Consider the following 17,633-nt stretch of genomic DNA (forward strand, 5'->3'; position numbering starts at 1 on the left):
ATATTGTAATATACTCAAACAATCCTATTTTAAGCAAGTAATATTTGACTAACGTTATAATGAAAATAAGTAAAATTTTATTAAGTTGATCTATACTATTTTAGAGCAACTAATTATCAACTTACAAACTGTTAAAGATTATAAACAAAAAATCTCTCATCAAGTTTTGAAACTAATGTCTTTTTACATGTAAAAATAAAAACCTGTCTTGTATCACTGATTTTTTCTAATGTATCTAAAAAATTTAGTTCTCTCGCATCATCAAAATTTGCAGTAATTTCATCAAAAAATAGCGGCAATCGCAATTTTTTGTCAATCATATCAATATAACCAAGTCTCAATGCAAGAAAAAGCTGATCTTTTGTACCAGCTGATAACTCATCAACCCTTTTAATCTTATTATCCATACTCAAAACAAAAAGGTTGCCATCTATATTTGTTCGTATTTGTGTATACCGACCATTTGTAAACTTCTCAAAATATTTCGAACTACTTTGCAACAATTCAGGCTGATATTCTTCCTCATATCTTTTTAATGTATTTTCTAAAATTTTTATTGAAAATGTTTTTATAGCAAACTCTTCCAACTTACTTTTGAGTATATCTTTTAACATTTCAAGTTCACTTTCTTTTTTATGAAGAATATCTTTATTCATGTATATATTTATCCTTTCATCTAATCTACTAATATCTTCTATCACCTTTTGCAATTTACTTTGTAAATCTTCCATTTCACTTATTTTCTCATTTAAAGAATTTTGAAGCTGTAACTCTGAAACATTTTCCACTCTTTTTGAATAATCTTCATACTCAATACCAAAACGCTTTTCAAAAGTGGAAACACGCTCTTTTATTTCCTCCTTTAAGCCTTTTAACACCTTAAAATTCTCAAAACCAAGTTCCATATCATGGAAACTATTCACTCCAAATTTAACAAGAATATCTTTTACATTTTTTTGCATATTTTTAAATCTTATTCTCAACTGCACCAATTCACTTTGGGTTAAATTATATTCACTTTCCAATTTCAACTTATAATCCTGCCCTGTTACCACTCTTTCTACAAATTCGGCTAAATCATCAAGACTTTTATCATCACTAAGCTTCAATTCATTTTTTAACCTATTAACAGTATGATTAAAATCATTTATATTAGCAATGAGATCATCAACTTTTTTCTTCTCGGCAATTAAATTTTTAACTTTCTCTATATCCAATAAAATCTTTTCTTCATCTTTCAGATGAAACCCAAAACTTTTAATTTCCAACTCTATTCTTCCCAAATCCATTTTTACTTTCTCAATATTTGTAACTAATTCATCATACTCACTTTTCAAAATCTTCAACCCAGCCAATTTTTGCTTTAATTCGTCAATTTCCTCTTCCACTTCACAAAGCTCTCTATCTAACGTTTCCATATCTCCCACAACACCATCAAACTGCTTTAACTTATTTTTTAAATATTCTTTCTCATTTCTCAGAAATTCAATCTCATTTATTTTTTTTAGAACGTCATCGATGTTTTCATTTTTCAAGTTCTTAAGATTCTGAAATTCATTAAAATATTCCAAAAACTCTTTATATGAAAATACGTTAAATTTTCTTAATAACCTAAAATATAAAAAATAACTTGATGCAGAAATTAAAAACAACAGAACTAATCCCAAAATTATAAAACTAATATTTTTACCGATTGCAAATACCAAACCTAAAATATCTACTAAAATAAGGGAAAAACTTATCAACTTTATTTTTGGCAATAAACTTTTTACTTTCTCAATTTCCCTTTCATTAAAATCAACCAAGGGATTGTTATTAAACTTTCTAAGTTTAGTATTTAAATCTTGCAGTTTTTCTAAATCAATATCTTTTAAATGTTCATCCAGTTCATTAATCCTACTTAAAATTTTTTCTTTCTCCCGAAGTATGTCAATCAAATTTATTATTTTTTCTTTCTTCTTTTTCAATCGAAATAGATTCTCTTTTAATTCATTCTCATCGACAGCTGTCAAAATACCCTTTTTCTTTTCATACTCTGTATTATACAACTCAAGATTTTGCTTTAAAGAATTGTAATTATTTAACAGTTTTTTAACCTTCTTCTCTACAATCGAAAGCTCCTCAACATTAAATTCTACATTTTCAAAAAAATTGTTTATTTCTAATTCTAGTTTCTCCTTTTTGCGAAAAAGTTCATCAAAATCATAATCACCATACAAAAAATAACCTTTTTTAAATTTATCAAGTAAATCTCTTTTTATATCATAATCTATTTTCCCAATTTCACCCTTTAAAACAGAAAGTCTATAGACTTTCTCCTCAATTAACCTCTCTACCTCCTCCATTTCTTTTCTTAACCTTTTTATATTATTAAAACTTTGCTCATCAACTATCACTTCCTTTGACAACACGTTATATTTCTGCTTTTTATTTCTTATTTCAAGATAGCTTTCAAAAGGGGTTAGAAGTTTTCTAATATTCTCTATCTCTTTCTTTAAACCAATAATTCTTTTCTCATAATCTTGTCGTTCCTTTTCAAGGACTTTTTTTCTGTTCAGATCAGAATCAACATCCTGAATTTCATCTTTAGCATCATTTATCTCCTTCTCTAAACTCTTCAACCTATCCTTAAGCTGGTTGATATACGGTTTTCTCCCCCTTTGTTTATATAATTTATCAATATCTTTTTTTAAGGAACTAATCATTTCAGACAAATCATTAGAATAAGAAAGACCTGAAACGCCTAAAAATAGTTCTCTCTTTTTTTTGAGTAAATCAAAATACTCTATTTTAAACAGTTCTTCCTGAGTAATAGCAAAACTATTCTTAAATGATTCAAAATCAAATAATTCTTCAATATCCAAGAAAATTTTTTCAGAAGGAACAACTCTTAAATTTTTTTTATCAAAATTGATTATAAAGTTTTCTTCATTTAATTGTATCAAAGCATCAGCAGTAAGGTTTGCCACATACCAAGGTCTAGCTTTTCTTGCTTTTGGAAAAAATAAATATCTAAAAAATGTCAAAATTGTAGTTTTACCAGTTTCATTCTCACCATATATAACATTTACTTTCTTATCAAAAGTAAACGTCACATTCAATAAATTCTCAATTTCTAAATTTAATTTTTTAACTATCATTCATCATTCACTATATTTGCAAACAAATAAGATAAAGCATTTTTTTTCAGTTTGTTATAATCTAAACTAATATCATATTTCTTGATTAATTTCTTAAGATTTTCATCAAATATTTCCATCTCTTTCAGAGACTCTTCATACAACAACTTTTGAAAAATTCCCATCTTATCGATTTCCTTCAGCTCAAAGTCAGTCAAGCTTTCATCTAACATGTCCACTATATTAGGAAACTCATCCATTAAATCTTTTTTAGCTTCTATCAACTCCCATTTTAATTTTCCTCTTGCAACGCCTCTAATTTTAATAAAATAATAAAATTGATCAGAAATAACTCTTGCTAGCTTATCATAAACATTTTCTAACTTATCACATTCCTTTACAACCAACTCTTTTTCATAAATCATAATACCCGTATTAATCTTACTGACTGAAAAATTTTTTCCATCAAACTCAACTAAGTTTAGATATTTATTCCCTATCTCATTAATTCTTACAGGAATGGGTGACCCAGGATAAGCTACAGTCACATTATTAATTATCTTAAAATAATATTGATGAATATGCCCCATTGCTAGATAAACAGGAACATTAAACTTTTTCAAATCATCAACACCAATGGGAAGGTAATTTTCATGATCACCCACTAAACCTATAAAGTTTGAGTGCATCAAAAAAACTGTGGGTTTACGAAAAACTCCCCTATCACACTTTTTCAATGGGTTAACATTTTTTAAAGAATAATCAAGATTGACCCCAGCAACACTTATATCACCTTCATCATAAAATTTTATTTCGTTATTATTAAAAATTATAAAATTATCATAATATTTAAAGAAATCGTAAAATTCTCTTTCATAAGAGTCGTGATTACCGGACAAGAAATAAATACGCCTGTTATTATTTTTTTTTAAAAATCTTGTAAAAAGAAACTTGAATTTATAATCTATAATAGTGGAATTAAAAATGTCACCTGGCAAAACAAAAAAACTTATATCATACTTATCTGCTAACTCACTTACAAAACTAAGAATTTTCCCATAGAGTTCATAATCATCATGAGCTCTCAAAAAAGATAAACTTCTTCCAATATGTAAATCAGCAAAATGAATAAACTTTATACATCCCAACGAGTAGTACCCTGATCAGTTAAAATCTCTTCTAAAATATCAACTCCAGTTTCCCCTTTAATACAATCTCTAGTAAAACATTTACACTTGTTTAGCACGACATCTTTAATATAAACTGGAGATTTTATCCTTAAAGAAAGCGCTATAGCATCAGATGGCCTGCAATCAATTACTTTATAATTATTCCCATTTGCTAAATAAAGACTTGCTTTAAACACACCATCTTCATAATCCTCTATAATTACTTTCTCAATTTTAACATCTTCAATGGCAGTTAAAATACCAGTTATAAAATCATATGTCATCGGCCTTGGTGGAACAATCTGATTAAGTTCTGTATAAATTGCTTCTGCCTCAAATACACCTATTTTTATAGGTACATAAAAACCATCTTTTGTTTCAAGAATTAAAACATAACGAGCAGTAACAGGATCCTTAATCACACATTTAACTGATACTTCTTTCATAAAATCTTACCTCCCAGCATATTCAACCACTCTTCCCAACAATGAATTTTTCTTAGCTTCAATTATTTCGACAGTAACAATATCACCTATATTTAATTTATAATTTGACAAAATATTTACAACCTTATTTTGCCTGTTTCTACCAGAAAAAACATTTTCATCCTTTTTACTAAACCCTTCAATCAACACCTCTTGAATTTTACCTTTATAACTCTTATTAATTTCTTCAGTAATTTTCGATTGAAGTTTCAAAACTTCATCAAGTCTACTTGATTTTTCTTCTTCACTTACATTATCTTCCCACGCACTTGCTTTAGTTTTAGGTCTAGGAGAATACTTGAAAGCAAAAATAGATTCATATCTTATCTCTTCCAAAGCTTTTAAAGTCATAGCAAAGTCATCTTCAGTCTCACCTGGAAACCCTACAATAAAATCTGATGATAATGCTAAACCAGGAATCAACTCTTTTGCTTTTAAAACTTTATCTTTATACTCTTCATAACTATATTTTCTATTCATTAGTTTAAGAATCCTACTAGAACCCGCCTGTAAAGGTAAGTGAAGATATTCACATACTTTCGGTAAATCTCTAATAGCATAAATTAAATCATCACAAAAATCCTTAGGGTGTGAAGTAACAAATCTTAATCTTTCTAATCCATTTATTTCATGAACTTTATAAAGTAAATCTGTAAAAGTAATCGATACATCAAGGTTTTTTCCATAAGAGTTTACATTTTGACCTAAAAGAGTAACCTCCTTTACACCATTATCAACTAAATATTTTATCTCATCCAAGATTTCATCTGGCTTACGGCTTGTTTCTCTTCCCCTAACATAAGGGACAATACAATAAGAACAAAAATTATCACACCCTTTCATTATTGTAACAAAAGCTGATACTTTTTTTTCTCTAGCAAAAACAGGAATAGAAAGCTCATCACTTGCATCATTAACATCACATACTCTTTCACCTTGTTCCAACAAATCAAGCAAAGAGTGAAGTCTGTTTATGGCACTGGTACCAAATACCAAATCCACATATTTAAATCTATCAAGAAATTTCTCACCATCTTGTTGTGCAACACAGCCACACACTGCTATTTTAAAACTGGGGTTACTTTTTTTCATAAACTTTAATCTGCCAAGCTCACTCTCCACCTTATGATAAGGTTTTTCCCTTACACTACAAGTATTGATAACTGCAAAATCAGCTTCTCTTATATTATCCGTCAAATCATAACCACGTTGTGCAAAAACAGAAACAATCCTCTCTGAATCATATTCATTCATCTGGCAACCAAAAGTTTTTATATAAAGTTTCCTCATAACCTACTCCTATTACTCCTTTATTTCATTAAAATATTATCAAAAAAAAAGACAAATTTTACAAATACCATATAAAAAAATAATCATTAAAATGTCATTTATTCAATAAACCCTTAAGCACTTTTAGCTCTTTCTGAGCCATCTCATATTTTGGATGAGATTTATCAATTTTTGACAACCAATAAATTGCATCGTTGATATAAGTCTTATCTGCACTCCCTTTATGAGAAAGAACATAGGTGTATCTCTTATTCCCAATTACAAATGCAAAATCCATCTTCAACCTTTTTACCCTATCATTTTCAAATCCCAACCTTTCCAAATATTCATATGCAGCTACATAATCGCCTTTAGCTGAAAGAGTTAAAGCTTTATCAATATATGCTTTAGAAATCACAACAGAAAATTTATCAATATCCTTCTTTACCTCTTCAAGAAGTATATCTGCCTTTTTTTTGACAGGAACATCACTTGGTATATTGATTAATAAATCAAAACAGTCTGCTATGTATTTTTTTGCCGTTTCATAATCTTCAACAAAATATGCTTTTCTTGCTTCTTTGTAAAGTCTTTCAGCCTTCTTATAGTCTTCTTCAGCTTTAATTATTTTGTATAGTTTCGCCTTCAATACCAAAGATTTTTTATTAAATTTATAATATGTTAAAGATTTTACAACCTTTGCATAAGCTTCATAATATTTTTTTTCTTTTGCCAAAACTACAGCTTCTCTGTATAATTTATAAGTAGCACTATTTATATAGTACCAAATTGCACCTACAACCATCATAAATAATATTGTTATTAAAATTATAACTTTTTTCATTTTAGCAATTTCAACAATTCATTTTTTATTTTTTTATTTTTAATAGAATTAAAAATCTTCTCAGCTGAACCTGTATCCTCCAAAAGTAAATAAGCCAATACCTTATAATACTTCCCTCTATCACTATTATCGTTATTCATTAGCTTCAAAACTGCTTTTCCATCATCTTTTACAATCAACTGTTCAGCTATAGCATACTTATTACTACATTTTTGCAAAACACTTATATCAACTCTACCAATTTCATACCCATATACACCAAATTCACATGCAACCTCTCTATATTTTTCAAAAGCCATATAAAAACTCTTTTCAAACCCATCCTTATCACTATTATTTTGATAACAAGATATTTTTGTCTTATAATAATCAGCATTTTTTTCATCAAAACATTTATCAAGCAAATTGCAATCAGCGTTTTTACCTAATTTTTTATAAGCTTCATAAGCTCTACAATAATTTACACTGCTAATAATAAACTTTTTTCTATTTATCTCAAAACTGTTAATAAAAGAATTATACATTTTTAAATTCCATACCCTTTCTAATGCCAAGTTTACAAGGTTATTATCTTTGTAAATATTGTATATTTTCCAGAAATAATCATATTTTTTATTTTTATAAAAATACACAGCAAAAGACTTTTTGTATTCGTTCGTAATCCTATTTAAATTCAGCTTCGAAAACTGCTTAACCACCTCATCAGGATTATCTTTAAGTTTTACAGCAAGAAATAATCTCAGCTCGGTTGGCAATCTCAGCCTCAAGCTTTTATTAGAAATATTTTTATCAACATTACAGTTTGACCTTAAATAAACAGCTAACGTTTCATTATAAAAATTTTTGTCCAAATACCCTTTAGCAGCTTCGCAATCTTTTAAAGTAAAGATAAATAATTTATCAGCTCTAACATCTTTTAAATTGATTCTTTCATCCTTAGTATTTTTTATAAAACCTATATATTTCATTGCCTCATCAAAATTTTTCTTTTTAAAGTTTATTTTGTAAAGAAGGTAATTTGCAAATAATATTTTCTTTTTATCTTCGGCACGCCTCAAATAATCATGCAAACTCATTTCCGCAACATCATAAAAACCATCTTTATAAGCAGAAACTGCTAAAAAATAATCAGAGCTATCTTCGGCATAAACAAAGAAAAAAGTAAAAATAACTAAGCAAAAAACTACTAATCTTTTAAACACTTAGCAAGAACCTCCACAGGATGCAAAATGAGTTTATTACTTATATGCTCCATTTGTATTCTACATGTCGGACAATCAGTAATAGCTATTTCCACATTCGAATCATTAAGTTTTGTATGTAAATCAGAAGCAATCTCCATACTTAAACCATAATTTTCAGCAGAAAGCCCCCAGCTCCCAGCAATACCACAACAATGAGAATTTAAGTTAATGATATCATAGCCCAAACCTTTTTGCATAAGATCAATTGAACTGCTAGCATATTTTTGAACCTTCAAATGACAAGGCATATGATAAGCATATTTTTTAGTGTCAGGTTCTATTTCTAGCTTTTCTAGGTTATCGTTCAATAATTTTGTAATATGAATTACTTTATTACTTATTATCTCAATCTCCTCTGTATTTAACAAATATCCCCACTCTTGAAGTAAAGATAATCCACATGACGAACAAGAAACAACAATATAATCAACCTTATCAATAAGATTCCCCCACTTTGATAAATTCCTTAAAATTTTCCTTTTAGCACTATCCACCATCCCCTTTGAAATCATGGGTAAACCACAACAATGTTGATCTGGAATATACACTCTATATCCAATAGTTTTTAAAAGTTTTATTGTTGATAATCCAATATTTGTTTCAATATACCCTGCATAACAACCAGCAAAATAAAGCACTGATTTCTCACCTGCTCCTTCTTCTTTATCCACTTGTTCAAAAAGCGACTTGCTCTTAAAAGCAATAAATTTTCTTTCTTCAGAAAGCCCAGTAAATAACTCATTTATTTTTCTTACAAATTTTGGTTTCATAATTTTTGCAAGTAATGGTGAAATCTTCCTTGTTGTTCTAGCAGCTAGCTCAACACTTACTACTAGTTTTTTCTCTATCCCAGCACCATATTTTTTAACATATTGAGCCTTTGCTTCCATAGCTATTTTGGGAATGTTAACATTTGAAGGACACTCCTTATAACAGCTTCCACAATTTACACAGTGATTTATTACATATTGAAAAGCTTTATCATAAAGAGCCTTATCATCAATGACACCACTTACTAAAGCTCTTAATATATTCGCTTTCGCCTTAGGTGCAGCCATCTCATCTCTTGTAAACTTATATATTGGACACATCCTCGTTGCTTCTGTCACAGTTGTGCATTTAGAGCATCCATGACATTTTTCCACTTCGTCAAGAAAATTTTCTCTCCATACAAGCAGTTTATTAACCAAATCATAACTTCTATAATCTTTGCCAAATCTCAAAAATTTCTTTACTTGATTAGGATCACTATGAATTATTATATCAGGATTAAATACATAATTTTCATCTAAAATACCTTTAATACTTTTGAAAATAGTATAAATTTCAGGATATTGTTTTTCTATATAATAACTTCTAATCCTCCCATCTCCATGTTCACCAGAAATGGCACCATCTAAAGACTTTACTAACTCAAAAACTTCATCTGCTAAAATTTTCAAATAATCTATATCATGAGGATCTTTTAGATCAAGTAGTGGTCTGGTGTGAAGCAATCCTTTAGCAATATGGCCATAAATAACAAATTCAACTTTGTGCTTTTCCAGTATATCATACAATCCATTAAAATACTCAACAAGCCTATCAGTAGGTACTGCAGCATCTTCTATTAAAGCCAAAATTTTCTTTTTCCCTTTTAATTTATACAATATTGGTACTGCAGCTTTCCTAATTGCCCAAAATTTCTCTTTTTCTTCTTTCTCAACTGCTAAAAAAGCACTATTTGTCAAACCATGTTCATCCATTAGTGCCTTAGCCTTTTCAGCCAACATTTTTGCTTCATTTTTATCAAAAGAATCAAATTCAATTAACAGTACATTATCTACTCCATTTGGAATCTTACTACTTAATGTTTCATCATTTTCTTTTGCAATCTTTAAAAGAGATTTATCCATTACTTCAATCCCACTTGGTCCCATTGGTAAGATTAGTTGAACTGCTTCTGCACTAGCAATAATATTGTCAAAATAAGCCACAATAAGACTATCATATTTAGGTTTAGGAATTATTTTAAACTTCAATTTAGTAGCAACACCTAAAGTCCCTTCCGATCCACAAAACAATCTTGATAAATTAAGCCTTCCTCTTTCTACAAGTCCTCTTAAGTTATATCCTGTAACATTATATTTTACAGGTGGATACGCTGATTCAATTTTTTCTTTATTTTTTTCATAAAGATCATAAATCCTTTTTAAATAATCATCCAGTTCTTCATAATTCTTATTAAAAACCTCAGAAATAACAATTTTTTTACCGTTACTTAAAACAATCTCAGCATCAAGTACATAATCAGAAACATTACCATACTTCACTGAATGTGCACCACTTGCATTAGTTCCAAACATACCACCAAAGGAAGCATATTCACCGCTAGAGGGATCAGGAGGAAAGAAAAAACCTTCTTTTGAAATTACTTTTTCAAGTTCCCCAAAACGATATCCAGGTTCACAAATAAAATATCCCTCCTCATAATTTACTTCCAAAAGCCTATTCATATATTTCATAAAATCTATCACGATACCTTTACCAATAGCTGAACCACACAATCCACTCCCCGCTCCTCTAGGATGTACTGATAAGCCATATTTCAAAGCAAAATTAATTACAGACTTTACATCTTCTTCATCCTTTGGATACACAACACAGGATGGCTCTACTTTATAAATACTTCCATCAGTAGAATGCATATACCTCCTAAGTTTATCAGTATATACATCCCCCTTAATAAGTTCATGCAACTCATCAAAAATATTATCTGTAAGTTGTGGCATCTTCTTTTCCCCATTTAAGATTAAAATTTTTCATAAATATAATAACAGAAGTTAATAAAGTAAAGATTAATAAATGAAAATCTTGACATCTATCATAAAAACTGACAGAATCAATATATATAAGGGTAGCTAATGTTGAATAGGTTTTTAATCATAAATTTGAAAAATATTTTAAAAGGCCTTCCGGTTTATCCGGAGGGCTTTTTTTTTAACTAGGAGGTTAAGGATGAAATATGAAAAAGAAATTTTAAATGCACATGAGCTTGATAACATCCTCACAAGATTAACATTTCAAATCATAGAAAAATGTACAGACTTCGAAAACACTAAAATAGTCGGAATAAAAAGACGAGGTGCTATATTAGCCGACAGAATTAAAGATAAAATAAAACAATTTAAAAACAAAGATATTGAGATAGGATACTTAGATATTACTCTTTACCGAGACGATTTAACAGAAATATCAGAATTTCCCATAATAAAAGGAACAGAAATCCATTTTAATGTGAAAAATAAAAACATAATACTCGTAGATGATGTGATATTTACAGGAAGAACTGTACGAGCTGCTCTTGATGCCATTACCGATTATGGTAGGCCAAAAAAAATTATTCTTGCCGTATTAATAGATAGAGGACATAGAGAACTTCCAATTCAGCCCAATTACAAAGGTAAATATGTCCCCACCAGTCTTGATGAACGAATAAATGTTAAACTAAAAGAATTAGATGGAATAGATAGTATAAGCATCAGTAAAAATATTAAGTGAGGGGTATTATGTATTTTACTAAAACTGACCTTATAGGTTTAAAAGACCTTAGTAAAGAAGAAATTTTATTTATTATTGAAACAGCGGAAAAATTAAAAGAAATTAATGAAAGAGATGTAAAAAAAGTACCCACTTTAAAAGGAAAAACAATTGTTAACTTATTCTTCGAACCCTCTACAAGAACGAGAACATCTTTTGAAATTGCAGGTAAAAGACTTTCTGCTGATACTATCAATTTCTCTGCTTCATCAAGCAGTACTTCAAAAGGGGAAACTCTTATCGATACCATAAAAAATATTGAAGCTATGTACTCTGATATTTTTGTGGTAAGACACGCCTTTTCAGGGTCAGTAAAATTTATTGCTGAAAACACAAAAGCAAATGTAGTAAATGCCGGTGATGGAACTAATGAACATCCTACACAAGCTCTTCTTGATTTAATGACTATTAAGGAATACAAAGGTGATTTTGAGGATTTAAATGTCGCAATCATTGGAGATATAGAACACAGTAGAGTAGCAAGATCAAATTTGTGGGGTATGAGTAAATTAGGAGTCAATATTCGCCTTTTTGGGCCAAAAACAATGCTTCCTGAACATTTTAAATATTTTAACTGCAAAATTTGCTCAAATATGGAAGAGGCCGTTGAAAATGCAGATGTAATTATGATGTTAAGGATACAAAGAGAAAGGCAATCAAATCTTTTATTACCTTCTTTGAGAGAATATTCAAAGTTTTTCGGTCTCAATAAAAAAATTCTTTCCCTTGCCCAAAAAGACGCCATTATAATGCATCCAGGACCAATTAACAGAGGTGTAGAATTACCAAGTATCCTTGCCGATAGCAAACAATCAGTAATACTTGAACAAGTAAAAAATGGTGTTGCCATAAGAATGGCAGTACTATACTTATTATCACTTAACAAAAAGGAGGAATAAAAATGCTATTACTAAAAAATTGTACTGTAATAAATTTTGACAAAATTGAGGAAAATGTAAATATTTTAATAAATAATGATGAAATTGCAGATATAACAAAAGAAAATATTGAAAATACAACTGTAATTGATTGCTCTAATAAATATGTTGTTCCTGGTCTTATTGATATGCATGTTCATTTCAGAGATCCTGGACTTGAATACAAAGAAGACATAGAGTCTGGTAGCAAAGCAGCCGCAGCAGGAGGAATAACTACATGTCTCCCAATGGCAAACACAAAACCTATAAATGATAACAGCTCTATCACAAAATACATGATAGAAAAAGCAAAAAAAATTGGAATAATAGATATTTTTCCTGTTGCTGCAATAACCAAAGGGATGAAAGGTGAAGAATTAACTGAAATGGGAGATATTTTAGAAGCTGGTGCTTTAGCATTCTCTGATGACGGTCTACCGGTTATGAATTCTGAAGTAATGAGAAGAGCACTTGAATACGCAAGTCAATTTGATTCCTTTATTATTAGTCATGCTGAAGATAAAAATCTTGCTGGAAACGGAGTAATAAACGAAGGTAAAATCTCTACAATCACAGGTTTAAAAGGGATACCTGCTGAAGCAGAAGAGGTTATGATTGCAAGAGATATACTTCTTGCAAAACTTACCAATGCTCATGTTCACATAGCTCACGTAAGTACTAAGGGAAGCGTAGAGCTAATAAGGTGGGCAAAAAAGATAGGTATAAATGTAACAGCTGAAGCAACGCCACATCACTTTACACTTACTGACGAAGACCTTTTAACTTACGATACAAACTATAAAATGAACCCACCATTAAGAACAGAAGAAGATAAAAATGCTATTATCGAAGGGTTAAAAGATGGTACCATCGATATAATAGCAACAGATCATGCTCCTCATCATAAAATTGAAAAATTTGTCGAATTTGATAATGCCGCATTTGGAATAACCGGACTGCAAACGTTAATTCCACTAACACTAAAACTAGTAAAAACTAAAAATATTGATATGAAAAAATTCGTTTATCTTACCTCTTTTAAACCAGCTGAAATTTTAAATCTTAAAGATAGAGGTTATATCGCCAAGGGTAAAAAAGCTGATATAACAATTATTGATGATAAAATTGAATACATATTCGATGAAAAAATTAACAAATCTAAATCAGAAAACACTCCTTTTTTCAATAAAAAATTAATTGGAGCTGCAGTTTATACTATTAAAAATGGAAATATTGTTTATGAATTTCATTAATTAAAAAACAGAATATTTTTTCTGTCTCCCCTGCAACACGTTGGGGAGATGATCTTTGTAAATTAGTCAAAAGTATTTTTTAGATTTGTCTAATTTGTAAGTATTGATTTCATAAAAAAATAAAATTTTTTAAACAAATATTTGTTGAATTATTATGAATATCAAATATAAAGAACTTTATGGATTTAATGACAATTTTAGAATGTAAAAATATCTCCAAGTCATTTAATATTTCCTCTATATTTCATTCACGTAATAAAGTAAGAATCCAGGCTTTAAACAATGTTGACTTTTATGTAAAAAGAGGAGAAATTGTTGGGATAGTTGGAGAATCAGGTAGTGGTAAAACAACTTTAGCTAAAATTATTACTAATATTTACAAACCAGATACTGGAAGTATACTTTTTAATAAAAAGGATATTCATGTAAACAAATCGTATTATGAATATAGAAAAAATGTACAGATGGTCTTTCAAGACCCATATTCAAGTCTTAACCCAAGACTAAAAATTATTTCAACTCTTAAAGATGGAATAAAACAGTATATTACAAACAATAAAAAAGAGATTTATGAAATTTGTAAATCACTAATAAAATCCGTTGGACTTGAAGAAGAGCATCTATATAGATACCCTCATCAGTTCTCGGGAGGACAAAGACAAAGGATTTCCATAGCAAGAGCTCTATCAGTAGATCCTGAAGTAATCGTAGCAGATGAACCTGTTAGCGCACTTGATGTATCCGTTCAGGCGCAGATTCTCAACCTTTTTAAAAAATTAAACAAAGAAAAAAACAAAACAATAATACTCATTTCTCATGACTTAGCAGTGGTAAACTTTTTATGTCATAGAGTTTATGTAATGTATAAAGGATTTATTATGGAAACTGCTGAGACAGAAAAGCTTTTAAAAACCCCTTTACATCCTTATACATATCAATTAATAAATTCTAAACATTTACAGGTGGATGAAACAATCAATGAAAATGTTAAAACCAATTGTCCTTATGCTAAGCGTTGTAAAAAATATTCATCAAAATGCAATAATGAAATAAAACTCATCGAAGTGGCAAAAAATCACTTTGTACGTTGTGCATATTATGAGTGATATAAGTTTAACATTAAATATAACTTTAGATCAAAAAAAAGTATGTGAGTTTAATTCCAAGCAACTAAAAAAGTGTTATTTTTACAAAATAACCTATTTGGTATATTTTTTAAGTTTGAACATTTTTAATTTATTCGAAATGAATAATATTGGCTATACCATATGAATACTACTTATAATTTATCATGAATAAAAATTTTTAATATATAGAAATTACGATAGAGGAGAGCTATGATAAAAATTTTTAATACTATGACAGGTAAAAAAGAGGAATTTACCCCATTAAAAGATAATGAAGTTAGAATGTATGTTTGTGGAGTCACCGTTTACGACTACTGCCACATTGGACATGCAAGAAGTTCAGTAGTTTTTGATGTCATTAGAAGATATTTGATTTACAAGGGATTTAAAGTGATTTTTGTAAAAAATTTTACAGATATTGATGATAAAATCATAAACAGAAGCAACAATGAAAATATCCACTGGAAAGAACTAACAGAGAAATTTATCAAAGAACATGATTATGATATGAATCAACTCAATATTTTACCCCCTGACTTTACACCAAAAGCTACAGAATTTATTAATGAAATGATAAAGTTATGTGAAATATTAATAGAAAAAGGTTATGCATACGTTGCAGATGGAGATGTTTACTATAGAGTTTCAAACTTTAAAGAATACGGTAAATTATCAAAACGAGATCTAGAAGAACTATTAGCAGGGGCAAGAGTTGATATTAATGAAAAAAAAGAAAACCCCCTTGACTTTGCTTTGTGGAAAAAAAGCAAAGAAAATGAACCTTTCTGGGAAAGTCCTTGGGGAAAAGGACGTCCGGGATGGCATATTGAATGCAGTGTAATGAGTTCAAAAATTCTCGGAATTCCTTTTGACATACATGGAGGCGGTAAAGATTTGATTTTCCCTCATCACGAAAATGAAATAGCCCAAAGTGAAGCTGCAGAAGAAAAAATGTTTGCAAAATATTGGATACATAACGGATTTGTAAACATAAATAAGGAAAAAATGTCAAAATCTCTCGGTAATTTTTTTACTATTAGGGATATTATTAAAAAATTTGACCCAGAAGTATTAAGATTTTTTCTACTTACTACACATTATAGAAGTCCCATCGATTTTTCATTTGATCATTTAATTGAAGCTGAAAATTCACTCAACAGAATTTACATTTTCTTTGATGACTTAAACCATTATTTTGTAACAAAAAAAGGTAAAAACCGTATTGACGAAGTGCAAAAAATTTATGATAAATTCTTATCATCTTTTATAAAAGCAATGGATGATGATTTCAACACTGCCAAAGGTTTAGCAACTATATTTGATTATATAAGAGATATGAATAAACTCCTAAATCAAAAAGTTGATGAAAAAACCTTGTGTGAAATAAAAATTTTAAGTGATAAACTAAAAGATATAGTGAATCAGGTTTTAGGGATAATCATCCATACGCCTGATGATTGGTTTGAAAAAAATTTACCGCTAGATAAAAATGAACTTTTAAAACTCATTGAAGAAAGAACAATTGCGAGAAAAAATAAAGACTTCGAAAAAGCCGACAAAATCAGAGATAGACTTGAATCTATGGGTATAGAGCTACTTGATACACCAAAAGGTACTAGATTTAGGGTAATAAAAAAACATAAGGAGTTGAATTGATGAAAATATTATTAACAGGTGCTGCAGGATTCATCGGTTATTTCACCGCAAAAAAATTGTTAGAAGAAGGACATGAAGTTATAGGAATTGATAATTTAAATCATTACTATGATGTTAGATTAAAAGAATATAGAAAAAATGAACTAGAAAAAAATGACAAATTTACTTTTATAAAGATAGATATATCAAATTTTGAAGCGTTATCAGTTATTTTCCAAACATACAAGTTTGATGCTATAATAAACCTCGCTGCAAGAGCTGGAGTTAGATACAGTATAATTAATCCTTTTGTATATTACGAAACAAACTCTACTGGAACAGTTAATCTTTTAGAACTTGCTAAAAACTATAAAGTAAACAAATTTGTTCTTGCATCCACTTCAAGTCTTTATGCAGGCCAACCAATGCCTTTTACCGAAGACAAACCAGTCAATACACCTATCTCCCCTTATGCTGCATCTAAAAAATCTGCAGAAGTAACTTGCTATACATATCATTTTTATTATGGAATTGATGTAAGTGTAGTGCGATATTTTACAGTATATGGACCTGCAGGAAGACCGGATATGAGTGTTTTTAGATTCATTTCACAAATATACAATGAACAGCCTATTACAATTTATGGAGACGGTTCACAATCAAGAGATTTTACTTTTGTAGAAGACATAGCTGCAGGAACAGTGAAAGCGTTAAAACCTGTTGGATATGAAATAATAAACCTTGGTAACAATAGTCCTAATAAACTAAGTGAAGTCATTGAAAAAATTGAAAAACTACTCGGGAAAAAAGCAATAAAAAAATTTAAACCATTTCATAAAGCTGATATGATGGCAACATGGGCAAATATAACTAAAGCAAACACATTATTAAACTGGCAACCACAAGTTGACATTGATGAAGGTTTGGAAAAAACTGTTAATTGGTTTTTAAATAATGAAGATTTTGCATTTAATATTAAATTAACTGAATGA

13 protein-coding genes are annotated in these 17,633 nt (G+C 29.2%); 6 read left to right on the forward strand and 7 right to left on the reverse strand.

Annotation, left to right across the window (positions count from 1 at the left end; translation table 11 throughout):
• Nucleotides 1-131: 131 nt before the first annotated feature.
• The 7 genes from OWK30_RS02015 to OWK30_RS02045 form a co-directional block, all read right to left on the reverse strand.
• Nucleotides 132-3,140, reverse strand: a complete 3,009-nt coding sequence (locus OWK30_RS02015) for an AAA family ATPase (RefSeq protein ID WP_423323109.1) — start codon at nt 3,138-3,140, stop codon at nt 132-134.
• Complete coding sequence (locus OWK30_RS02020; RefSeq protein ID WP_423323111.1) at nt 3,137-4,267, reverse strand: metallophosphoesterase family protein; 1,131 nt, start codon at nt 4,265-4,267, stop codon at nt 3,137-3,139. The genes OWK30_RS02015 and OWK30_RS02020 overlap by 4 nt, the downstream gene beginning before the upstream one ends.
• A complete protein-coding gene (locus OWK30_RS02025) occupies nt 4,255-4,734 on the reverse strand; it encodes a bifunctional nuclease family protein (protein ID WP_423323113.1) in 480 nt (159 codons plus the stop codon). The genes OWK30_RS02020 and OWK30_RS02025 overlap by 13 nt, the downstream gene beginning before the upstream one ends.
• A gap of 6 nt (nt 4,735-4,740) precedes the next feature.
• Nucleotides 4,741-6,063 (reverse strand): tRNA (N6-isopentenyl adenosine(37)-C2)-methylthiotransferase MiaB, encoded by a 1,323-nt coding sequence (gene miaB, locus OWK30_RS02030; protein ID WP_423323115.1) that lies wholly within the window; start codon nt 6,061-6,063, stop codon nt 4,741-4,743.
• Between the two features lie 94 nt (nt 6,064-6,157).
• Nucleotides 6,158-6,886: a hypothetical protein gene (locus OWK30_RS02035; protein ID WP_423323117.1), complete on the reverse strand. Its 729-nt coding sequence runs from the start codon at nt 6,884-6,886 to the stop codon at nt 6,158-6,160.
• The gene (locus OWK30_RS02040) at nt 6,883-8,088 is read right to left on the reverse strand and encodes a hypothetical protein (RefSeq protein ID WP_423323119.1); all 1,206 of its coding nucleotides are present in this window, start codon (nt 8,086-8,088) and stop codon (nt 6,883-6,885) included. Before OWK30_RS02040 ends, OWK30_RS02035 begins: the two co-directional genes overlap by 4 nt.
• Nucleotides 8,073-10,901 carry an anaerobic glycerol-3-phosphate dehydrogenase subunit C gene (locus tag OWK30_RS02045; RefSeq protein ID WP_423323121.1) on the reverse strand — a complete coding sequence of 943 codons (2,829 nt, stop codon included), beginning with the start codon at nt 10,899-10,901 and terminating at the stop codon, nt 8,073-8,075. The genes OWK30_RS02040 and OWK30_RS02045 overlap by 16 nt, the downstream gene beginning before the upstream one ends.
• Before the next feature lie 226 nt (nt 10,902-11,127).
• On the opposite strand from OWK30_RS02045, the gene pyrR reads away from it, so the two are divergent.
• The 6 genes from pyrR to OWK30_RS02075 all read left to right on the forward strand — a co-directional run bounded on the left by pyrR (nt 11,128) and on the right by OWK30_RS02075 (nt 17,633).
• Nucleotides 11,128-11,670 (forward strand): bifunctional pyr operon transcriptional regulator/uracil phosphoribosyltransferase PyrR, encoded by a 543-nt coding sequence (gene pyrR, locus OWK30_RS02050; protein ID WP_423323123.1) that lies wholly within the window; start codon nt 11,128-11,130, stop codon nt 11,668-11,670.
• A gap of 8 nt (nt 11,671-11,678) precedes the next feature.
• Entirely contained in the window at nt 11,679-12,608 is a 930-nt protein-coding gene (locus tag OWK30_RS02055; RefSeq protein ID WP_423323125.1) for an aspartate carbamoyltransferase catalytic subunit, read from the forward strand.
• A 2-nt stretch (nt 12,609-12,610) separates the two neighbouring features.
• Nucleotides 12,611-13,879 (forward strand): dihydroorotase, encoded by a 1,269-nt coding sequence (locus tag OWK30_RS02060; protein ID WP_423323127.1) that lies wholly within the window; start codon nt 12,611-12,613, stop codon nt 13,877-13,879.
• Between the two features lie 179 nt (nt 13,880-14,058).
• A complete protein-coding gene (locus OWK30_RS02065; protein WP_423323129.1) occupies nt 14,059-14,985 on the forward strand; it encodes an ABC transporter ATP-binding protein in 927 nt (308 codons plus the stop codon).
• A 231-nt stretch (nt 14,986-15,216) separates the two neighbouring features.
• The gene (cysS, locus tag OWK30_RS02070) at nt 15,217-16,662 is read left to right on the forward strand and encodes a cysteine--tRNA ligase (protein ID WP_423323131.1); all 1,446 of its coding nucleotides are present in this window, start codon (nt 15,217-15,219) and stop codon (nt 16,660-16,662) included.
• A complete protein-coding gene (locus OWK30_RS02075) occupies nt 16,662-17,633 on the forward strand; it encodes an SDR family NAD(P)-dependent oxidoreductase (protein ID WP_423323133.1) in 972 nt (323 codons plus the stop codon). The genes cysS and OWK30_RS02075 overlap by 1 nt, the downstream gene beginning before the upstream one ends.

Source organism: Deferribacter abyssi, from assembly GCF_049472655.1.
Classification (GTDB): Bacteria; Chrysiogenota; Deferribacteres; order Deferribacterales; family Deferribacteraceae; genus Deferribacter; species Deferribacter abyssi.